This is a genomic window from Polaromonas sp., from assembly GCF_010365105.1.
In the GTDB taxonomy this organism is placed as follows: Bacteria; Pseudomonadota; Gammaproteobacteria; order Burkholderiales; family Burkholderiaceae_C; genus Polaromonas.
This window is the reverse complement of the sequence record NZ_JAAFGZ010000016.1, coordinates 56,245-76,084: the sequence shown is the minus strand read 5'-3', so window position 1 is coordinate 76,084 and position 19,840 is coordinate 56,245. Positions and strand designations below refer to the sequence as shown.

Sequence of the window (19,840 nt, the reverse complement as noted above, 5' to 3'; positions counted from 1 at the left end):
GGCCATTTCGAAAGAAGCGTTCAATGTGGTTTTCCAGAAAACAGGCGGATCAATTGCCCACCCGGGACGCGGCAGCCAGTGCTGCGGCAGTGCCGAAGCAGGTTACCACCAAGTCCCGGGGTGACGCGGCCGAAGCGGCGGCGCGGGCCTGGCTGGCCAGGGCGGGCCTGCGATGGATTGAGTCCAATTATCGGACGCCGGGGCGTGGCGGTGGCGAGGTTGACCTGATCATGCGTGCGCCGGACGGGACTTTGGTGTTTGTCGAGGTCCGCCAGCGCACGAATGCGTCGCATGGCGGCGCCGGCGCCAGCATCAGCGGCGCCAAGCAGCGCCGCATCATTTTTGCCGCGCGCCACTATCTGATGCGCTTTGCCAGCCAGCCGCCTTGCCGCTTCGACGTGGTGCTGGTCCACGGCGCGCTGTCCGGACCGGAAAACGCCGTGCCGGAAATCGAATGGCTGCCGGCCGCATTCGACGCCTCCTGATCCATGGCGGCCGTTGAAATTCGGCCGCCCGGGGTACGGCGAATTTGTAACCATTCCTTCATGACGCCGCCCGCATGCCTTTGCTGGCGAGTCGGCGTGCCATGACCCGCTATCATCCGTCCATGCTTGAACAACGAATCGAACAGCAATTCATCGACAGCGCCGACCTCAAATACCAGTCCGCGCAAATTCTCTCCAAACCCGTTGCCGCCGCAGTGCATGCCATCCTGGCCAGCGTCACCAGCGGCAACAAGGTCCTGGCCTGCGGCAACGGCGGTTCGGCTGCCGACGCCCAGCATTTCGCGGCTGAATTCGTCGGGCGCTACGAGCGCGAGCGGCCCGAACTGGGCGCCATTGCGCTGACCACCGACAGCTCCATCATCACCGCCATTGCCAACGATTACGATTTCAGCGTGATCTTTTCCAAGCAGGTGCGCGCCCTGGGCGTGGCCGGCGACGTGCTGCTGGCCATCAGCACCAGCGGCAATTCGGCCAACGTGCTGGCCGCCGTCGAAGCGGCGCATGAGCGCGAGATGACCGTGGTGGCGCTGACCGGACGGGGGGGTGGAAAAATGAACCAGGCCCTGCGCGAAACCGATGTCCATATCTGTGTGCCGCATGAGCGCACGGCCCGCATTCAGGAAGTGCATTCCCTGGTGATCCACTGCATTTGCGATGGTGTGGATACCCAGTTACTTGGTGATCAGGAGTCTTCGGTATGAACCATGGTGTGATGAAACGACTGTCCGGCATGGCCGGCGCGGCAGTGCTGATTTCCAGCATGCTCTCGGCCTGCGTGGGCCCACTGCTGGTGGGTGGCGCCATGGTAGGCGGCACGCTGGTGGCGGTGGACCGCCGGACTTCGGGCGCCCAGCTGGACGACGAAGCCATCGAGTTGCGGGCCGCCAACCAGATCCGTTCCAATCTCGGAACCCGGGTACGCGCGAGCGTCACCAGCTACAACCGCCAGGTGCTGCTGACCGGCGAGGTGCCCAATCTGCAGGACAAGCAGCGGGTCGAGGACGTGGTCAAGTCGGTGGAAAACGTGGCGTCGGTGGTCAATGAACTGGCGGTGCTGAACAGCCCGTCGCTGATGGACCGGTCTGCCGACACGCTGCTGACAGGGCGCATCAAGGCCATGCTGCTGGATGCACGGGATTTGCAGTCCAACGCCTTCAAGATCGTGACCGAGCGCAATACGGTGTACCTGATGGGCCGCGTCACGCAGCGTGAGGCGGAGCGGGCCACCGACGTGGTGCGCGGAACGCCAGGCGTGCAAAAAGTTGTCCGGCTGCTGGAAATCATCAGCGAGCAGGAGCTGCAACGGCTCGGAACCGTACCTGATAGCAGCGCTCAGCCGGCAGCATCCGTGAAGCTCTGAGTCGCTCGAAACAAGGGCAATAACCCTCTGGCGGTTTCGGCAAGCCGGGCCGCTGCAAACCGCCTGGCCTTATTTCAGGCGCTTGACCAGGCTGGACGTGTCCCAGCGCTGGCCGCCCATGGCCTGCACGTCGGCATAAAACTGGTCTACCAGCGCCGTGACCGGCAGCCGGGCCCCATTGCGCTTGGCTTCGTCAAGCACGAGGCCCAGGTCCTTTCGCATCCAGTCCACCGCGAAGCCGAAGTCAAACTTGTCGGCAACCATCGTCTTGCCACGGTTGTCGAGCTGCCAGCTTTGCGCCGCGCCCTTGCCAATCACCTCTAACACCTGGTTCACGTCCAGCCCGGCCATCTGGCCAAAAGCCACGGCTTCGCTCAGGCCCTGGACCAGGCCTGCAATGCAGATCTGGTTGACCATCTTGGTCAGCTGGCCGGCGCCAGACTCGCCCATCAGGGTAAATGCTTTTGAAAAGGCCATGCCGACCGGCTTCACTGCATCGAACGCGGCTGCATCGCCGCCGCACATCACCGTGAGCGCGCCGTTTACCGCGCCAGCCTGACCGCCCGAGACCGGTGCATCAATAAATTGCAGGCCAACAAGTTTCGCGGTGTGGTAAAGCTCGCGGGCGACGGTTGCCGACGCCGTGGTGTGGTCGACAAAGATGGCGCCCGGCTTCATGCCGGCAAAGGCGCCTTGCGCGCCCAGCGTGACGGAGCGCAGGTCGTCGTCATTGCCGACGCAGCAAAACACCATGTCCGCACCGGCGGCGGCTTCACGCGGTGTGGCGGCCGATACGCCCTTGAATTCATTGCACCAGCCCTGGGCTTTGGCGGGGCTGCGGTTGTACACCGTGACATCGTGGCCCGCCAGCGCCAGATGGCCGGCCATGGGGTAACCCATGACGCCCAGGCCGAGAAAGGCAACTTTGCAGGAAATGGAGGGCTCGTAATGCTTGTTCGGGAGGGTGGTCATGGTGGATCAACAGGGAGGGTAAAAGGAGTTCACACAATCGCAAAGTGCTCGGTTCCGGCCGATAGGTCGGTGGACTTGGCGCGCTGCGAATACAGCTTGATCTGCAGCCGCAGGTCATTGACCGAATCGGCATTGCGCAGCGCGTCCTCGTACTGGATGTGGTTGCCTTCAAAGGCATCGAACAGTGACTGGTCAAAGGTCTGCATGCCCATGTTGCGGCTTTTTTTCATGATTTCCTTGATTTCGCTCACATCGCCCTTGAAGATGAGGTCGGAAATCAAGGGGGAATTGAGCATCACCTCGACCGCCGCGAACCGGCCCTTGCTGTCCTGTCGTGGCACCAGGCGCTGCGACACCACGGCCTTGAGGTTGAGCGAAAGGTCCATCAGCAGCTGCGTGCGGCGCTCTTCCGGAAAAAAGTTGATGATGCGGTCCATCGCCTGGTTGGCGCTGTTGGCATGCAGCGTGGCCAGGCACAGGTGACCGGTTTCAGAAAAAGCCAGGGCATGCTCCATGCTTTCGCGGTCGCGAATCTCGCCCATCAGGATCACGTCGGGCGCCTGGCGCATCGAGTTCTTCAGCGCCGACGCCCAGCTGTCCGTGTCCAGTCCGACCTCGCGCTGGGTCACCACGCAGTTCTTGTGCAGATGAACAAACTCCACCGGGTCTTCTATCGTCAGGATGTGGCCGTAGGATTGCTCGTTGCGCCAGTCGAGCATGGCCGCCATGGTGGTTGACTTGCCCGACCCAGTGGCACCGACCAGAATCGCCAGGCCCCGCTTGGCCATCACCACGTCCTTCAGTACCGGCGGCAGCCCCAGACCGTCCAGCGTGGGAAGCACTGCCGGAATGACGCGCAAAACCATGCCGACCTTGCCCTGCTGCATGAAGGCGTTCACGCGAAAACGGCCGATGCCGGGCGGCGAGATGGCGAAATTGCATTCCTTCGTGCGCTCGAACTCGGCGGCCTGCTTGTCGTTCATGATGGCGCGCGCCAGCGTCAGCGTGTGGCTGGCATTGAGCGGCTGCGACGACACCTTGGTCAGCTTGCCGTCGACCTTGATGGCGGGCGGAAATTCTCCGGTCAGGAAAAGATCGCTGCCGCCTCGGCTGACCATGAGCCGCAGCAGGTCATTGATGAATTTACTGGCCTGATCGCGTTCCATGTCTTCTCCTGTTTATTGTCAGCAGATGCGGTGGTGCCGGATCAGCTCTGTTTTTCACTGAGCCGGGCGCTCACGGCCCGCATGCGGCGCGACAGCTTGCGCGCCAGCAAGGCAATCAGGCAGGCCGCCAGCGCCGGATCGGCCTGCATCATCTCGTCGAGCGCCTGCGCGCCCAGCACTGCAATTTCGCAATCGGTCAGCGAGGTGCATACAGAAAACCGCAGGCCGCTGTCGAGCAGTGACATTTCACCCAGGATGTCGCCCGGCCGGGCTTCGGTGAGGTGCAAACGATCGCCCCAGGGCTGCTCGCGGTCCACGGCAATGCTGCCGCTCAGCAGCACCAGCATGAAGTTGCCGTGCTCGTCCTGGCGAATCACGTCCCGATTGGCCGGGAGCGAGGCAAAGTCAAAGAATTTTTCCAGGCGTTGCAATCCATCCGGCCCCAGCCGTGCCATGAAATTGTCCCCGCTCCACAGTTCTTCCAGCAACTTGATGCCGCGCCCGGCCGTCAGGCGCCTGGCGCCCACCTCATTGGCCCGGGCCTCCCAGGGCACCATCGACGAAGCGTCGATTCCCTGGTCGGCAAAGGCGGTGGAAAAGAAAAACGTGTCAGCAGGGCTGTCGCCGACGGCACTGGCGGGCGTGGCCTGCCTGATCAGTCCGAGTATGCCTTTCATGGCGAATTTCTCCTGGTGGGGACGGGGTGGTTTCAGCCTGGAAAGTTGTCGGGAATCTTGGCCTTGCCGCGCGCTTCCGCAGCAGAAATCACGTTGCGCCTGACCAGGTCGGTCAGGTTCTGGTCCAGCGTCTGCATGCCCAGGCTGTTGCCGGTCTGGATCGACGAGTACATCTGCGCGACCTTGGCCTCCCGGATCAGGTTGCGGATGGCGCTCGTGCCCAGCATGATTTCATGCGCGGCCACCCGGCCCTGGCCGTCCTTGGTCTTGCACAGGGTCTGCGAGATCACCGCCTGCAGCGATTCGGACAGCATCGAGCGGATCATCTCCTTTTCCTCGGCCGGAAACACGTCAATGATCCGGTCTATGGTCTTGGCGGCGCTCGAGGTGTGCAGCGTGCCAAACACCAGGTGACCGGTTTCCGCCGCCGTCATGGCCAGGCGAATGGTTTCCAGGTCGCGCATTTCACCCACCAGAATCGCGTCCGGGTCTTCGCGCAGGGCCGACTTCAGGGCGGCGGCAAAGCTCAGCGTGTGCGGTCCGACCTCGCGCTGGTTGATCAGGCATTTCTTGGACTCGTGGACAAACTCGATCGGGTCCTCGACTGTCAGGATGTGGCCGTATTCGGTTTCGTTGAGGTAGTTGACCATGGCCGCCAGCGTGGTCGACTTGCCCGAGCCGGTCGGACCGGTGACCAGCACCATGCCACGCGGCTTGAGCGCCAGGTCGCCGAAAATCTTCGGCGCGCCGAGTTGCTCCAGTGTCAGGATTTTCGACGGAATGGTTCGCAGCACCGCGCCGGCGCCGCGGTTGTGGTTGAAGGCATTGACCCGAAAACGCGCCAGGCCGTCAATTTCGAAAGAGAAATCAACCTCCAGGAATTCCTCATACTGCTTGCGCTGGGTGTCGTTCATGATGTCATACACCATGGCGTGGACTTCCTTGTGGTCCAGCGGATCAATGTTGATGCGGCGCACGTCGCCATGGACCCGGATCATCGGCGGAAGGCCGGCTGACAGGTGCAGGTCGGATGCCTTGTTTTTAACGCTGAAGGCCAGCAACTGCGTAATGTCCATTCCGGCAAATCCTGTAAGTTAAATCTGAGTTTACAGTCGGATTATGACCACGATTGCACACCATCTTCTACATGTCCATGACCGAATTCATGCCGCCTGCCTGGCCTGCGGACGCGACCCGGCAAGCGTGCGCCTGCTGGCGGTTTCCAAAACCTTTGGCGCCGAGGCCGTGGCCGAGGCGATGGCGGCGGGCCAGACGGCTTTTGGCGAGAACTACATTGCCGAAGGTGTTGACAAGATCGAGGCCTTGCGCGGCTGGCTGGCCGCTGCTGCGAATGGGGCCGTGACGCCTGCAAGCACCCTGGAATGGCATTGCATCGGACCGGTGCAGAGCAACAAGACGCGGCTGGTGGCCGGACATTTCGACTGGGTGCAGTCGGTGGACCGGCTGAAGATCGCGCAGCGGCTGAGCGAGCAACGCCCGGCCGAACTGCCTGCGCTGCAGGTCTGTCTGCAGGTCAATATCGATGGCGGCGCCAACAAGTCGGGCGTCGCGCCCGAAGCGGCCCTGGCGCTGGCCCGGGAAGTCGCACAACTCCCGCGCCTGGTGCTGCGCGGCCTGATGGCGATTCCTGAACCTGCTACTGATTTTGTAGCTGCTTGTGCCCTGCATGCCAGCGCAAAAGACCTTTTTGATCAGATAAATGCCTCAGGCGCGCTGGCGCTGCCGATGGACACGCTGTCGCTGGGCATGACGGCGGACCTGGAGGCCGCGATTCATGCGGGCAGCACCATGGTACGCGTGGGCACGGCGATCTTCGGCGGGCGTCCGAGGCCTGCCTAACCTGGCAGCAAGGTGGCGGCCAGCGCCTTGCGGTGCGTGCCCGGTTCCATGAGGTAGGCTTCCATTTCCTTGAGGGGCAGCGGCGGTGAAAACAAAAAACCCTGAAACTGGTCGCAACCCTGTGCAATCAGGAAGTCCTGCTGCGCCTGGGTTTCCACGCCTTCGGCGACCACCTCCAGGTTCAGGCTGTGCGCCAGGGTAATGATGGTGCGGGAAATGGCGGCATCGGCCTGGTCGATCAGCACTTCGGCAACAAAGTTCTTGTCGATCTTGAGCTGGTCCAGCGGCAGGCGCTTGAGGGCTGACAGCGACGAATAACCCATGCCGAAATCGTCAAGCGCCAGCGTCACGCCCAAGGCCTTGAGCGTTCCCATGCGCGCCAGGGTGATGTCCATGCCGTCGGCCAGCAGGGTTTCGGTCAGTTCGAGTTTCAGGTGCCCGGGCTTGACGCCGTTGCGCCGGATCTCAGCCATCACCTGGTCGACAAAATCAGGATGCCTGAACTGGCGTACGCTGACATTCACCGCGATGCTCAAGCCGGCGGCCTGCGGCCAATGTGCCCATGCGGCCAGCTGTTCGCATGCCGTTGCCAGCGCCCACTGGCCCAGCGGCAGGATCAGGCCGCTTTCCTCGGCCATCGGGATGAAGTCGGCCGGCATGACCAGTCCGCGCCGGGGATGCTGCCAGCGCAGCAAAGCCTCGACGCCGGTCACGCAACCCTGGCGGTCAACCTGGGGCTGGTAATGCAGCACAAACTCCTGCTTGCGCAGGCCGGTGTGCAGTTCCGAGCTGACAGCGGCGTTGGCATTGACCGCCGCCTGCATGTCGGGATCAAAAAAGCACAGTGAATTGCGGCCCGTGGTCTTGGCCTGGTACATCGCCAGGTCGGCCTGCTTGAGCACCTCGCTCACGCTGTCATGCGGGCCATTGAGCGAGGTCACGCCGATGCTGGAGGTGGTGTAGTGCTGGTGCCCTGACAGATCAAAAGGTTCGCGCAATTGTTCAAGCACTTTTTCAGCAAGCTTTCGGGTCTTGACGGTGGCCTCGGCTGCATCGTCGCCCAGGTTTTCGAGCAGCACGACAAACTCATCGCCGCCCAGCCGCGCTACGGTGTCGGTGTCTTCGACGCAGCCGGCCAGCCGTTCGGCGACCTGCTGCAGCAGCATGTCACCCTTGTGGTGGCCCAGGGTGTCGTTCAGCACCTTGAGCTTGTCCACGTCAATGAACATCAGCGCGCCATTGCGTCGCAGTGCAACGCTTTGAGACATCACCTGCTCCAGGCGGTTCAGCAGCATCAGCCGGTTGGGCAGGCTGGTCAGCGGGTCGTAGAAAGCCAACTGGTGAATGGCGTCGGCCGCGACCTTGCGCTGGGTGATGTCCCGGCCGACGGCAACCCAGTGCGCCAGGTCGTCCGCCGTGTCGGCGACCTGGACGATTTCCAGCTCCAGCCAGAAGCAACTGCCATTCTTGCGGTAGATCAGCAGTTCGCTACGTGCCTGTCGCTTGCGCGCCAGCATTCTGGCCATGCGCTCGAATTCGTCCTGCGCCGCCCTGGGCCCCAGGAGCTTGCGCGGCGTCTGGCCCAGCACCTCATGGCGGCTGTAGCCCGTGTGCTGCTCAAAAGCGTGGTTGACGAAGACGATATAAGGCACTTTTTTGCGCGCCGGCTGGGCCTCGGCGATCAGCACGATGTCGTTGAGCCGTGCAACACAGGTTTCCAGCAGCATCAGCTGCTCCTGCGATTTGCGCCGCTTGCTCACATCGCGAAAGTACACGGCCAGTCCTTCGGCGAAGGGGCAGGCGCGCACTTCCAGCCACTTGCCCAGTCCGGGGTAGAAGTCCTCGAATTCAAGCTGCCGGCCGGTGGCGATCGACCGCTGGAGTTCCTGGCGCAGGCGCTGGTTCTTGTCATTGACCAGCACAGTCCAGATTTCCTTGCCCAGCAGCTCGGCGCTGGAGTGCCGAAGCAACTGTTCGCTTTCCTGGTTGAGGTGGGTAAAGCAGCACTGCCGGTCCAGCGTGACAAACGCTTCGGTGATGGTGGCCAGCGTCGTGGTCAGGCGCATGGCCAGATGGAGCGTTTCCTGCTGGGCCTGCTTGCGGTCTGAAATATCCTGCAGCATGCCCTGCAGACTCCTGACCTGGCCGCGCTGGTTCGACACCGCCTCGCAGACCATGCGCACCCATTTGCGGCTGGACGGCGTGTCGATCTGCATTTCCTCGTCAAACCCGGTGCCATGGCGGCTGCACTGCTGGAGCAGCCAGCCGATGCGGTCCCGGCACAGGGGTGAGAAGCGGGCGGTGAGTTCATCACGCGTGATCACGCGCTCCGGCAGCAGGCCGATGATGGCGGAAAATTCCGAGGAGCAGGAAACCCATTGAGGGCTTTTCAAGTCCATCGTCCAGCTGCCGGCATGCGCAACGCGCTCGGCCATGGCCAGTAGGTGGGCGGCCTGTTGGGAGGCAAGGGGCATGGGACTCCTGATGAAAATTACACGGGGGCATGTGGAATTGAGCGGCCTGACCGCTCGGGCGCCAGCGGAAAACGGATTTTGTCGGCCGGTAGCGTCTGGGCAATGCGCTCGCAGGCAAAACCGACTTACTACTGATTATGTGCAAAAGCCATGGCTTTGCAGGACTTGATGTGGCTGAGCAGCAAGCCCGCCTGGCCAGCGATTTCGTCTGCGTCAGTCCCGACGAGTCTGGCGGTGCCTGCCTCGACAGCTTGAAGGTGCTCGGCGGTGTCGTGCATCACCAAGTCCGGCTTGCCAAGCGAAGGCGCTTGTTCCTGAATGCCGTGGCCACGGGGTCAGTGCCTGGCGCGGTACAGCACCGTGTCGGTGAAAGTTCCCTGGAAACGAAATCTTAATTCGTTACTTCTCTTGCATGCGGTCGGAAATTTTTGGCTATTTCGCAACGTAGGATAAATGGATTTAAAGGACATGACATGGCAACACCGTTTTTTGGCAAGCGCGACAATGAAATCCCGACCACCGGTGTGCGTCCTGCAACGGGCAGCAGCTATACGGGCCCGGGCGCGGCGCCCTCCGGCACGCTGCATTCCCCTTCCCCAGCAACCGGGGCGCAAAACATGGCCCGTCCGATGGTCGGTGAACCCGCTGCCCCTGCCGGGAACGAGCGGGACAGCGGCAGCAAGCTGACGGTCGGACCGAACATCAAGCTCAAGGGCGTCGAGATCACCGATTGCGACACGCTGGTCGTCGAGGGCACGGTGGAGGCCACCATGAATTCGCGGGTCATCCAGATTGCCGAGCAGGGCGCTTTCAAGGGTTCGGCCGAGATCGAGATTGCGGAAATCCGAGGCGAATTCGATGGCAACCTGATTGTTCGCCAGAAACTGGTGATCTACGCCACCGGCAAGGTCACCGGCACCATCCGCTACGGCAAACTGGTGGTGGAGGAAGGCGGCCAGCTTTCGGGTGAAATTGTCTTTGGCACCCAGGGCGGCAGCCTCAAGCCCGCCGTGGTGGTCAAGCCCGGCCTGCAGGCGGCATGACCGGTAAATATTGATGAATAGTGGCTTTTGCGCATATTCGGTGGGCTTAAGCTGCTATTGATTTGGGAGTAAATGGCAGGGCTTTTGCCTGCGGCTTTTCCAATCGCCTGCGCCAAGCGTCGCACCGCCTGGCTAAAAGAGTTTGAACGCCAGCGGAATCAGCAGCGACGCCAGCACCACCTGCATTCCCAGCGCCAGGCCTGCATAGGCCCCGGCATCCGCATTCACCTGCATCGCGCGTGCAGCCCCGATGCCGTGCGAAGCGGTTCCCAGAGCAAATCCCCGCGCCGACCAGCCTTGCGTGTCCGTCGGAATGCCCAGGGCGGCAAACAGGTATTTTCCGCAAAGCGCGCCGACCAGTCCGGTGATGACTGCGAAAACAGCCGCCAGGGCCGGAATGCCGCCAATCTGTTCGGCAATGCCCATGGCGACCGGTGCGGTGACCGATTTGGGCACCAGCGAAAGAATCAGTTCCTTTGGCAGGCCGAACAGCCAGCCGAGCAGCAGCGACGAGGCCGCGGCCACGCTGCCGCCAGCCAGCGCCGCGACCAGCAGCCGGTGCCAGCGCTGGCGCAGTTCGGCCCGGCGCAGCCACAGCGGCCAGGCCAGCGCCACCACTGCCGGACCCAGCAGGAAATGGATGAACTGCGCGCCAGCGAAATAGGTCGGGTATGACACGCCGGAGGCCAGCAACCCGCAGGCCAGCACCACGACCGACCAGAGCACCGGATTCGCCCACGGCGCATGCCCGGCGCGGACGTAGAAGGCATGCGCCAGCACATACACCATCAGCGTCGCGGTCAGGCCGAACAGCGGCGTGGTGGAAAGATAAACCCACAGCTGGACAAAATCAGACATCGACATCCTTGGCCGAGGCCGGTGCAGCCGGAGTGCCCGGATGGTTATCCCTGAGCAGGTGCATGGTCAGCACCGTAACCACCAGACCGGCCAATGTCGAAAGAACCACAACTGCCAGCATGCGGATGCCGTACTGGCTGACCAGTGAAAGATGGGTCATCACGCCCACGCCTACCGGAACAAAGAGTAACGAAAGGTGCGAGAGCAGGAAGTCTGCGCAAGCGGACACCGGCTCCTGGACGGCCGGCCAGCGCAGCGCCGGCAGCAGCAGCACCATGCCAATGACCGGGCCGGGCAGCGGCAGGGCCAGACCGCGCCCCAGCAGTTCACCTGCCGACTGGAAGATCAGCAGCCACATCATTCCGCGCAGGGCATTCATTGCACGGATTCCTTTGCAAATAATAAATTCACGCTCGTCATTCCCGTGAAGGCGGTAATCCAGCAACACGGGCTTAAATGTTCCGGCAAGTCTGGATACCCGCCTTCGCAGCCATGACGCAGGGAGGTTGTTGCTGACCGCATCCTTATTGAATCGCAGGTACGGCCGGTTTCAAAAACGCGGCAGGTCAGGGTGCGAGATCTTGCCACCGCGCACCAGCATTTTTCCGTACTCGGCGCAGCGGTTCAACGTCGGGATCACCTTGCCCGGGTTGAGCAGGCCTTTCGGGTCAAACGCTCGCTTCACGCCGAACATCTGCTCGTTCTCTTCGGCTGAAAACTGTACGCACATCGAGTTGAGCTTTTCCACGCCCACACCGTGTTCGCCGGTCACCGTGCCGCCCATCGCCACGCTGGTTTCCAGGATGTCGGCACCAAACAATTCGCAGCGGTGCAACTGGTCGGCGTCGTTGGCGTCAAACATGATCAGCGGGTGCAGGTTGCCGTCGCCCGCGTGGAACACGTTGGCGCAGCGCAGGCCGTACTTGATTTCCATGTCGGCAATTGCCAGCAAAATATCGGCCAGGCGCTTGCGCGGAATCGTCGAGTCCATGCACATGTAGTCGGGGCTGATGCGGCCCGACGCCGGAAATGCATTCTTGCGTCCGCTCCAGAAGCGCAGCCGCTCGGCTTCATTCTGGCTGACGGTGATGGCCGTGGCGCCATAGCGTTCCAGCACGGCGCTCATGCGGCCGATTTCCTCTTCGACTTCTTCCGGCGTGCCGTCGCTTTCGCACAGCAGGATCGCCGCCGCACTCAAATCGTAGCCGGCATGCACGAAATCCTCGACCGCTGCCGTCATCGGCTTGTCCATCATTTCCAGCCCGGCGGGAATGATGCCGGCGGCAATCACGCCGGCCACCGCATCGCCGGCCTTGCGCAGGTCATCGAAGCTGGCCATGATGCAGCGCGCCAGTTGCGGCTTGGGAATCAGCTTGACGGTGACCTCGGTGGTCACGGCCAACATGCCTTCGCTGCCGATCAGGATGGCCAGCAGGTCGTAGCCGGGCGCGTCCAGCGCATCGCTGCCGAACTCGACCTCGTCGCCCTCGATGGTGAAACCTTTGACCTTCAGCACGTTGTGCACCGTCAGGCCATATTTCAGGCAATGCACGCCGCCCGAGTTCTCGGCGACGTTGCCGCCGATGGTGCAGGCGATCTGGCTCGACGGGTCGGGCGCATAGTACAGGCCATGCGGCGCTGCGGCCTCGGAAATCGCCAGGTTGCGCACACCGCCCTGGACCAGCGCGGTGCGGCTGGCGGCATCGACCTTCAGGATCTTGTTGAACTTGGCCAGCGACAGCGTCACGCCCAGCTTGTGCGGCATGGCGCCGCCCGACAGCCCCGTGCCCGCGCCGCGCGCCACCACCGGCACATCGAGCGCATGACAGGTCTTGAGCACCGCCTGCACCTCGGCATAGGTTTCAGGCAGGGCGACCACCAGCGGCCGCTCGCGGTAGGCGGTCAGCCCGTCGCATTCGTAGGGCGTGGTGTCTTCGTTGTTCCAGAGCAGTGCATGTTTGGGCAGTACCGCCTCCAGGGCACGGACGACTTGCGCCTGGCGCTCGGCGCGTTGGAGTGAAGAGAGTTGCTGGGAAGAGGCGGGTGCGTTCATGGTCTGGTTCCATCAGTGAAACCAGACTTTAGTCCAAATGTCCGGTGGCCGGGGGTGAAGATTTCTAAAGCCGGGTGTGAAATACAAAGTGCGCGGGGCGAACAGCGCCCAGGAACGCACCGCATGGCTTGCCACGGTTTTTGGGTTGCGTCGGGGAATGTCGCAACATGAAGCCTGAATCAGATTTTCCGCCGGCAGCTATTTCGCTGACGGGCTGATACGCCGCTGGAATAGGTTGTTCGTAATCCAGGCGGCCTGGACTGCCTTGCCTGTCTGTGGGCATCAGGCTCGTGCAGGGGAAGGTGTCAAAATAACTTCTCGATTCATGCAAAGGACATCGCCATGGACCAAGGCGACCAAAAACCTGTTGTTACCGCCGCCGATTACCTCGCCTGGGAGCCCGCGCAACGGGACCGGCATGAATTCCTGGGCGGTGAAGTGTTTGCCATGGCCGGTGCCGAAGATTGGCATGTGACGGTCACCATAATCTGGCTTTCGCCCTGCGCCAGCACCTCAGCGGCAGCCCCTGCCGCACCTATATGAGCGACATGCGGCTGCATGTCGCCGCTGCCAACAGCTACTTTTAACCCGACGTGCTGGTGACCTGCAGCGCGCTCGATCTGGCCAGCGCCATGGTCAAGACCGAACCCAAGCTGATCGCCGAAGTGCTGTCGCCCAGCACCGCTGCCTATGACCGGGGACTCAAATTCAGCCACTACCGCCGCCTTGCCAGCCTGGAGGAATATGTGCTGATCGACCTGGACACGCGCAGCACCGGCTGTTTCCGCAAGCGCGATGACGGGTTGTGGGTGCTGCACCCGTTTGCCCGGGGCGAGAAGGTTGCGCTGGAACTCAGCGCGGCGCAGTTGCTTGCGGAAGTACCGGAAATCTAATTGCTACTATATAAATAGCTGAAAACGTCGGCCCAGCTTGCGGAAAACGGGTTTTTATTCTCAAACCAGGCTCTTGCGCAGCCAGTCGGAAAACGCGGCGCATTCCCAGCGGTCCATGGTGCCGGTGCGCCAGCACAGGTAGTGCGCATGCGGACTGGCCACCTTGCGGCTGAACACTTCGTTGGTGTCCAGCCGCACCAGAGAGCCGTTTTCCAGCCAGGGCGCAGCCAGCTTCAACCGTGCCAGCGCAATGCCCATGCCGGCGGCCGCGCAGTCGCACATCAGGCCGATGTCGTTGAACTGCGAGCCTTCGACCGGCTCGGGCCAGTCGAGCTGGTTGGCCGCAAACCAGGTGCGCCACGGCTCCAGCGGCGAGCGCAGCAGGTTTTCGCCCAGCAGGTCTTCGGCTGCCTCGAACGGGCCGTGCTCGCGCAGGAAGGTGGGCGAGGCCAGCGGCGTGACCTCGTCGGTGAGCAGGCAGACATGCTCCAGGTCGGCATAGCGGCCGGTGCCAAAGCGCACGATCAGGTCGGAGTCTTCGGCCACCACGTCGAGCAGCGGAATCGACACCTGCAGCGTCAGGTCGATCTCGGGATAGGCCTCGGTGAACTGGCGCAGCCGTGGAATCAGCATGGAACGCGCAAAGGTCGGCGTGACGGCCAGGCGCAGCTTGCGCTTGCCCGGCGTGGCGCTCTGGCCAGCGGTGCCGGGAAACTTCTGCAGCGTGGCCAGTCCTTCACGCACATGCGCCAGGTATTCGCTGCCCTCGGTGGTCAGTGAAAAATCGGCCCGGCCGAACAATTTGGTGCCGATGATCTGCTCCAGCTGCTTGACGCGGTGGCTGACTGCGCTGGGCGTGACGCACAGTTCTTCGGCCGACAGGGTGACGCTGCGAAGCCGCGCCAGCGCCTCGAAGGTGAGCAGGCACTGGATCGGCGGGATGCGCTTGGCGGCCGCGCTGGGCACTGCGTAAGCTTCCATCGCCGCCGGCCCCCTGACAAAGGGAGGAACGCCATTCTGACCCGGAGGAGTTTCGGCAGTTGCCATGGGAATGCCCCTATTTGAAGATCACGGTTTTGTGGCCGTTGAGCACCACCCGGTGCTCGCTGTGCCACTTCACGGCGCGGGCCAGCACCTGGCTTTCGGTGTCGCGGCCCATCGCGGTCAGGTCTTCCACGGTCTTGCCGTGATCGGCCCGGGCCACGTCCTGCTCGATGATCGGACCTTCATCCAGGTCGGCGGTCACGTAATGCGCCGTGGCGCCTATCAGTTTGACGCCCCGGTCGTGCGCCTGGTAATAGGGTTTTGCCCCCTTGAAACTGGGCAGGAAAGAATGGTGGATGTTGATCGCCCGGCCGGCCAGCTTCTTGCACAGGTCGTTGGACAAAATCTGCATGTAGCGCGCCAGCACCACCAGCTCGGCGCCTTCGGACTCGATGATCTCCAGCTGCTTGGCCTCGACCTGCGTTTTGGTGGCGGCGCTGACCGGCAGGTGGTGAAACGGGATGTTGTAGCTGGCCGCCAGCTGGTAGAACTCGCGGTGGTTGGAGATGATGGCGCGCACATCCAGGTGCAGCAGACCCGATTTCCAGCGAAACAGCAAGTCGTTCAGGCAGTGGCCTTCCTTGCTGACCAGCATCACGGTGCGCATCGGCTGCGCGCTGTCATGCAGCTTCCAGTCCATCTGGAAAGGCTCGGCAAAGGTTTTCAGCTGGCTTGACAGCTCTTCGTGCGTCAGCTGGGTGCAGGCGAACTGCACACGCATGAAAAACAGGCCCGTGCCCTGGTCGTTGTATTGCGCAGCTTCTTCAATATTGCCGCCATGCTCGAACAGAAAGCCCGATACGGCATGAACAATACCCCGGCGGTCGGGGCAAGAGAGGGTCAGAACATAAGCGTGATTCATAGGGGGTGAATTGTCGCAGGTGACGTGCCGCTGTCACGCTTGCAGCTGACTTGACGCCGCGCCCGGCGCTCAGGGGTGCCAGAATGCAGGAGTATCTTGCATTCGCCCGTTTCACCTTTTTTGCATCCAGGAGACCGACATGGCTTATCAGAACTTCAACATGGACCACCAGTGGCTGCCGTTCACGCCCAACCGCAGCTTCATGAAGGACCCGCGCATCTTCGTAGCCGCCGACGGCATGCATTTCACGACGCATGACGGCCGGAAGGTGATCGACGGCATTTCCAGCCTGTGGTGCGTCACCGCCGGCCACAACCGCAAGCCCATCAACGAAGCCATCAAGAAGCAGCTCGACACGCTGGACTACGCTACCGCCTTCCAGGCAAGCAACGACCAGGCTTTCAGGGCCGCCGAAATGATTGCCGACATGGCGCCGGGCGACCTGAACAAGGTGCTGTTTTGCAACTCCGGCTCGGAAGCCGCCGACACCTCGCTGAAAGTGGCGCTGGCCTACCACCGGGCGCGCGGTGAAGGCCACCGCAATGTGTTCATCGGCCGGGAAAAGGGCTACCACGGCGTGGGGTTCGGCGGCATGAGCGTGGGCGGCATTCCGGCCAACCGCAAGGTGTATGGTGCGGCGCTGCTGCCACGCGTGGACCATATGCGCTTCATCCATGACCCGGTCAGCCATGCCTACATCAATGGCGTGGAGCCCGAATGGACCGAAGACCTGCTGCTGGAACTGGAAAACCGCATCCTGCCGTTGCATGACCCGAGCAACGTGGCCGCCGTGATCGTCGAGCCGATTTCCGGCAGCGCCGGCTGGTATCTGCCGCCCAAGGGCTACCTGAAGCGGCTGCGCGAGATTTGCGACAAGCACGGCATCCTGCTGATTTTTGACGAGGTGATCACCGGCTTTGGCCGCCTGGGCGTCAACTTTGGCGCCGACTACTACGGCGTCGTGCCCGACATGCTGAACTTTGCCAAGGGCGTGACCAACGGCGTGATTCCGCTGGGCGGCGTGATCTGCACCGACCGCATTTACGACGCCATGATGAAGGGCAGCTCCAACAGCCCGGAATACGCAGTGGAGTTCTTCCACGGCTACACCTATTCAGGCCATCCGGTGTCCTGCGCGGCGGCGATTGCCACGCTGGAGTTGTTCCAGCAGGAAAACCTGTTCGAGCGCGCCGGCCAGATGGGCAAGGTGCTGGGCGATGCGATGCACAGCGGCCTCAAGGGCTTGCCCAACGTTATCGGCATCCGCACGCTGGGGTTGGCCGGTGCGGTCGAGCTGGCGTCGGTGGCGGGTGCGCCGGGCAAGCGTGCCTACGACATCTTCATGGAATGCTTTCACAACGGCGTCATGGTGCGGCCTGCCGGCGAGAACGTCGTCGTCTGCCCGCCCTTCATCGTGGAGAAGGAACACATCGACCGCATCGTCAATGTGGTGGCCGACGCCATTCGCAAACACGCCTGAGCCTGCACGCGGCGCACTCAACGGCTTTGTTGATGCTATGTTTTAAATAGCATTGAAATGCCCATAACAGGGCGCAAGGGCATGATTTGATCAAAAATCAGGATTGCTCGTTGCCTCTTTGGTCAAGTGCCTCCTGGCCGGGTTGCTTCTTGTGATCGATGAAGTACTGTTTGATCGCGTCAGTAAACCCCGTTCGCAGGTGGCTGGTGCGCTCAAGCAGGCCCACGTCGCGCTCCAGCACCACGCAAGGCAGGGGAATGATCATCAAACCCCGGTCACTTGACCAGTCCACGTTCGCCAGCTTCGGCACGATGGCAATGCCGAAGCCCTGGCGCACAATTTCCATGATGGCTTCAAACGAATTGAGTTCCATGGCATCAGTCGGGTTGACATGGCACTGCCGCAAGACCTCGCTCACCAGATAACCTGTCCAGGTGGTTCTGTCGAAGCGTATGAAGGGGCTGTTGCGGAGCATTTCGATCGGATCAGCAGACAGGTTGAAATGCGGATGTCGTGGCGCAATCAACACCATGGGTTCGCGGTACAGCGGTGTCCAGATCAGGTTCGAGGGCAGCGCATGTGGTGACCTGATCACCACCGCGCCATCCAGCTGGCCGTGTTCCACCTTGCGCATGAAGTCGTCGGACTGGCCGGCAAGCAGACGTACCTCCAGACGCGGATACTGCTTTTTGATGGTCCACAGCGCATCCGCAAACGATCCCATCAACGCCGAGATCAGTGCGCCCATGACTACCGTGCCCGACAGTCCGTCGTTGTCTGTACCGGCTGCCAGTGCCTCATGGCGCAGCACCAGGTCCTGAATGGCCGGCACCAGCTTGCGCCCGGCCGTGTTCAGCACCACCGAGCGCTTGGCGCGGTCAAACAACTGCTGGTTCAACTCCTCCTCCAGGCTGCGTATCTGCAGGCCAATGGCTGCCGGCGTCAGGCCGACCGCGTGGCCGGCTGCTGCGAAGCTGCCGTGCTGAACCACTGCCAGAAAAGTTTTGAAAGTGCGGACGGAACGCATTTTTGTCTCCAGTTTTTGGGATGGGCTGGTGGTGGCCAAGACCATCTTGAGATAAACAAATACTTTATCTTTAGAAAATTATTATTCGCTTTTATTTTCTATTGGCCAAATCAAGAATACGCACATGCATAAAAATCTCAAAGTGAAGGTATGGCGTGGCAAAGAGGTCGGCGGGTTCACGGCCTACGACGTGCCGCGCAACGAAAGCCAGACCGTCCTGGATGTCGTGACCTACATCCAGCGCCATCTGGAGCCTTCGCTGAGCTACCGGTTTGCCTGCCGCGTGGGCATGTGCGGTTCCTGCGCCATGACCGTCAATGGCAAGGCGCGCTGGACCTGCCGCACGCACATTGCCAAGGTGGCGCCAGACGGTGAACTGGAAATCGCGCCGCTGTCGAACCTGCCGGTGATCAAGGACCTGGCCACCGACATGAGCGAGTTCTTTGACAAATGGGCGCGTGCCAAGGGGCAGTTCAAGGGCGAACTGACGCGCGATGCGCCTTTCGCCAAGGTCGAGCCGGCTTCCCCGGAACGCAAGGCGGCCGACGCCGGCATTGAATGCATCGGCTGCGGCATTTGTTACGCCTCCTGCGACGTGGTCAGCTGGCAGCCTGACTACCTGGGTCCGGCGGCACTCAACCGCGCCTGGACGCTGGCCAACGATGTGCGGGATGTGCAGCAGGTCGAGCGGCTGCGAGCGGTGGCCGGTGACGCGGGCTGCCATTCCTGCCACACGCAGGGTTCCTGTACCGAGCGCTGTCCCAAGCAGCTCGCCCCTACGATGTCGATTGCCGGACTCAAGCGCAAGGTGGCCAGGGCGGCCGTGCGGGGCGAGCTGTGAGTGCCTCCCAGGCATCCGGGGTGGCGCAGGCCAAGCGCTGGTACTGGCAGCGGATCAGCGCCATGGTGCTGGCGCTGTGCGTGGTGGTGCATCTGGCGGTCATGATTTATGCGGTGCGCGGCGGGCTGAGCGCCGGTGAAATCCTGGGCCGCACGCAGGGCAACTGGGGTTTTGCCGTGTTTTATGCGGTGTTTGTCGTGGCCTGCGCGGTGCATGTGCCCGTGGGCGTGGCCAACATTGCCCGTGAATGGTGGGGTTTGGGGGAAGGTGCTGCGCGCTGGCTCTCGCGGGCATTCGGATTACTGCTGCTGGTGATGGGCCTGCGCGCCGTGGTTGCGGTGGTGGCAGCATGAAGCGCCGCAACGACCAGCGCGCCCGCGCGCATCCAGCCTACTGGGCTTTCCTGATGCATCGCCTGTCGGGGCTGGGCTTGGCGGCTTTTTTGCCGCTGCATTTCTGGGCGCTGGGCCAGGCCTTGCAGGGGGCCGCCGCGTTGGACGGTTTTCTGCGCTTCGCCGACCAGGGGCTTTTCAAGTTTGCCGAATGGGGCCTGGTGGTCCTGCTGGCGCTGCACATGATGGGCGGCGTGCGCCTGCTGCTGATCGAATTCGGCAGCGCATCGGGTTTGCGCAAGGACTGGATTGCGGGTGCTGCGGGTTTCGCCGCCGCCGCCGGAATGGCCTTTGCCCTGTCACTTTTTTCCTGACTTCCACGGGTTTTTCCT

General features: G+C 62.3%; 23 protein-coding genes. 11 read left to right on the top strand and 12 right to left on the bottom strand.

Going from position 1 to position 19,840, the window contains the following annotated elements; all coding sequences use genetic code 11:
• Nucleotides 1-23 precede the first annotated feature (23 nt).
• The 3 genes from GZ092_RS12270 (at nucleotide 24) to GZ092_RS12260 (ending at nucleotide 1,866) form a co-directional block, all read left to right on the top strand.
• Nucleotides 24-485, top strand: a complete 462-nt coding sequence (locus tag GZ092_RS12270) for a YraN family protein (RefSeq protein ID WP_293636749.1) — start codon at nucleotides 24-26, stop codon at nucleotides 483-485.
• 122 nt (nucleotides 486-607) lie between these two features.
• Nucleotides 608-1,207 (top strand): phosphoheptose isomerase, encoded by a 600-nt coding sequence (locus GZ092_RS12265; protein ID WP_293636747.1) that lies wholly within the window; start codon nucleotides 608-610, stop codon nucleotides 1,205-1,207.
• A gap of 11 nt (nucleotides 1,208-1,218) precedes the next feature.
• Complete coding sequence (locus GZ092_RS12260; RefSeq protein WP_293636745.1) at nucleotides 1,219-1,866, top strand: BON domain-containing protein; 648 nt, start codon at nucleotides 1,219-1,221, stop codon at nucleotides 1,864-1,866.
• Nucleotides 1,867-1,935: 69 nt separating this feature from the next.
• Here GZ092_RS12260 and GZ092_RS12255 read toward each other — a convergent pair whose 3' ends face one another.
• The 4 genes from GZ092_RS12255 to GZ092_RS12240 are packed head-to-tail and all read right to left on the bottom strand — an operon-like array spanning nucleotide 1,936 to nucleotide 5,757.
• Nucleotides 1,936-2,838 carry an NAD(P)-dependent oxidoreductase gene (locus GZ092_RS12255; protein ID WP_293636743.1) on the bottom strand — a complete coding sequence of 301 codons (903 nt, stop codon included), beginning with the start codon at nucleotides 2,836-2,838 and terminating at the stop codon, nucleotides 1,936-1,938.
• 29 nt (nucleotides 2,839-2,867) lie between these two features.
• The gene (locus tag GZ092_RS12250; protein WP_293636741.1) at nucleotides 2,868-4,004 is read right to left on the bottom strand and encodes a PilT/PilU family type 4a pilus ATPase; all 1,137 of its coding nucleotides are present in this window, start codon (nucleotides 4,002-4,004) and stop codon (nucleotides 2,868-2,870) included.
• A 41-nt stretch (nucleotides 4,005-4,045) separates the two neighbouring features.
• Nucleotides 4,046-4,681, bottom strand: coding sequence for a cyclic nucleotide-binding domain-containing protein (locus GZ092_RS12245; RefSeq protein WP_293636739.1), 636 nt, complete (start codon nucleotides 4,679-4,681; stop codon nucleotides 4,046-4,048).
• A 32-nt stretch (nucleotides 4,682-4,713) separates the two neighbouring features.
• The gene (locus GZ092_RS12240; protein ID WP_196863419.1) at nucleotides 4,714-5,757 is read right to left on the bottom strand and encodes a type IV pilus twitching motility protein PilT; all 1,044 of its coding nucleotides are present in this window, start codon (nucleotides 5,755-5,757) and stop codon (nucleotides 4,714-4,716) included.
• A gap of 43 nt (nucleotides 5,758-5,800) precedes the next feature.
• On the opposite strand from GZ092_RS12240, the gene GZ092_RS12235 reads away from it, so the two are divergent.
• On the top strand, nucleotides 5,801-6,541 hold the full coding sequence (locus GZ092_RS12235; protein WP_293636738.1) for a YggS family pyridoxal phosphate-dependent enzyme: 741 nt from the start codon (nucleotides 5,801-5,803) through the stop codon (nucleotides 6,539-6,541).
• Here GZ092_RS12235 and GZ092_RS12230 read toward each other — a convergent pair.
• Both GZ092_RS12230 and GZ092_RS12225 read right to left on the bottom strand, forming a co-directional pair.
• Nucleotides 6,538-9,015, bottom strand: coding sequence for a bifunctional diguanylate cyclase/phosphodiesterase (locus GZ092_RS12230; RefSeq protein ID WP_293636737.1), 2,478 nt, complete (start codon nucleotides 9,013-9,015; stop codon nucleotides 6,538-6,540). The two genes, GZ092_RS12235 and GZ092_RS12230, sit on opposite strands and share 4 nt — an antisense overlap.
• Before the next feature lie 128 nt (nucleotides 9,016-9,143).
• Nucleotides 9,144-9,293 carry a hypothetical protein gene (locus GZ092_RS12225; RefSeq protein ID WP_293636736.1) on the bottom strand — a complete coding sequence of 50 codons (150 nt, stop codon included), beginning with the start codon at nucleotides 9,291-9,293 and terminating at the stop codon, nucleotides 9,144-9,146.
• 195 nt (nucleotides 9,294-9,488) lie between these two features.
• Between GZ092_RS12225 and GZ092_RS12220 the strand changes: the two genes are divergently transcribed.
• Nucleotides 9,489-10,058: a polymer-forming cytoskeletal protein gene (locus GZ092_RS12220; protein ID WP_293636735.1), complete on the top strand. Its 570-nt coding sequence runs from the start codon at nucleotides 9,489-9,491 to the stop codon at nucleotides 10,056-10,058.
• Nucleotides 10,059-10,190: 132 nt separating this feature from the next.
• On the opposite strand, the gene GZ092_RS12215 is transcribed toward GZ092_RS12220, so the two are convergent.
• The 3 genes from GZ092_RS12215 to GZ092_RS12205 form a co-directional block, all read right to left on the bottom strand.
• The gene (locus GZ092_RS12215) at nucleotides 10,191-10,916 is read right to left on the bottom strand and encodes an LrgB family protein (protein ID WP_293636734.1); all 726 of its coding nucleotides are present in this window, start codon (nucleotides 10,914-10,916) and stop codon (nucleotides 10,191-10,193) included.
• Nucleotides 10,909-11,295 (bottom strand): CidA/LrgA family protein, encoded by a 387-nt coding sequence (locus tag GZ092_RS12210; protein WP_293636732.1) that lies wholly within the window; start codon nucleotides 11,293-11,295, stop codon nucleotides 10,909-10,911. Before GZ092_RS12210 ends, GZ092_RS12215 begins: the two co-directional genes overlap by 8 nt.
• A gap of 171 nt (nucleotides 11,296-11,466) precedes the next feature.
• Nucleotides 11,467-12,969: an FAD-linked oxidase C-terminal domain-containing protein gene (locus GZ092_RS12205; RefSeq protein WP_293636730.1), complete on the bottom strand. Its 1,503-nt coding sequence runs from the start codon at nucleotides 12,967-12,969 to the stop codon at nucleotides 11,467-11,469.
• A gap of 342 nt (nucleotides 12,970-13,311) precedes the next feature.
• Here GZ092_RS12205 and GZ092_RS12200 point away from each other — a divergent pair, with 342 nt between their 5' ends.
• Both GZ092_RS12200 and GZ092_RS12195 read left to right on the top strand, forming a co-directional pair.
• Nucleotides 13,312-13,512 (top strand): hypothetical protein, encoded by a 201-nt coding sequence (locus GZ092_RS12200; protein WP_293636729.1) that lies wholly within the window; start codon nucleotides 13,312-13,314, stop codon nucleotides 13,510-13,512.
• A gap of 50 nt (nucleotides 13,513-13,562) precedes the next feature.
• A complete protein-coding gene (locus GZ092_RS12195; protein ID WP_293636728.1) occupies nucleotides 13,563-13,862 on the top strand; it encodes a Uma2 family endonuclease in 300 nt (99 codons plus the stop codon).
• Between the two features lie 60 nt (nucleotides 13,863-13,922).
• Here the strand turns inward: GZ092_RS12195 and GZ092_RS12190 are convergent, their stop codons facing one another.
• Complete coding sequence (locus tag GZ092_RS12190; RefSeq protein ID WP_293636788.1) at nucleotides 13,923-14,843, bottom strand: LysR substrate-binding domain-containing protein; 921 nt, start codon at nucleotides 14,841-14,843, stop codon at nucleotides 13,923-13,925.
• A gap of 76 nt (nucleotides 14,844-14,919) precedes the next feature.
• Nucleotides 14,920-15,768 (bottom strand): formyltetrahydrofolate deformylase, encoded by an 849-nt coding sequence (gene purU / locus GZ092_RS12185; RefSeq protein ID WP_293636726.1) that lies wholly within the window; start codon nucleotides 15,766-15,768, stop codon nucleotides 14,920-14,922.
• Nucleotides 15,769-15,907: 139 nt separating this feature from the next.
• Here purU and GZ092_RS12180 point away from each other — a divergent pair, with 139 nt between their 5' ends.
• Nucleotides 15,908-17,248: an aspartate aminotransferase family protein gene (locus GZ092_RS12180; protein WP_293636724.1), complete on the top strand. Its 1,341-nt coding sequence runs from the start codon at nucleotides 15,908-15,910 to the stop codon at nucleotides 17,246-17,248.
• A gap of 97 nt (nucleotides 17,249-17,345) precedes the next feature.
• On the opposite strand, the gene GZ092_RS12175 is transcribed toward GZ092_RS12180, so the two are convergent.
• Nucleotides 17,346-18,275 carry a LysR family transcriptional regulator gene (locus tag GZ092_RS12175; protein WP_293636722.1) on the bottom strand — a complete coding sequence of 310 codons (930 nt, stop codon included), beginning with the start codon at nucleotides 18,273-18,275 and terminating at the stop codon, nucleotides 17,346-17,348.
• Nucleotides 18,276-18,399: 124 nt separating this feature from the next.
• Here GZ092_RS12175 and GZ092_RS12170 point away from each other — a divergent pair, with 124 nt between their 5' ends.
• The 3 genes from GZ092_RS12170 to sdhC all read left to right on the top strand — a co-directional run bounded on the left by GZ092_RS12170 (nucleotide 18,400) and on the right by sdhC (nucleotide 19,822).
• Nucleotides 18,400-19,116: a succinate dehydrogenase/fumarate reductase iron-sulfur subunit gene (locus GZ092_RS12170; protein ID WP_293636721.1), complete on the top strand. Its 717-nt coding sequence runs from the start codon at nucleotides 18,400-18,402 to the stop codon at nucleotides 19,114-19,116.
• Nucleotides 19,117-19,178: 62 nt separating this feature from the next.
• Nucleotides 19,179-19,469 (top strand): succinate dehydrogenase, encoded by a 291-nt coding sequence (locus GZ092_RS12165; protein WP_293636786.1) that lies wholly within the window; start codon nucleotides 19,179-19,181, stop codon nucleotides 19,467-19,469.
• Complete coding sequence (sdhC, locus tag GZ092_RS12160) at nucleotides 19,466-19,822, top strand: succinate dehydrogenase, cytochrome b556 subunit (protein WP_036806829.1); 357 nt, start codon at nucleotides 19,466-19,468, stop codon at nucleotides 19,820-19,822. Before GZ092_RS12165 ends, sdhC begins: the two co-directional genes overlap by 4 nt.
• Nucleotides 19,823-19,840: the final 18 nt, after the last annotated feature.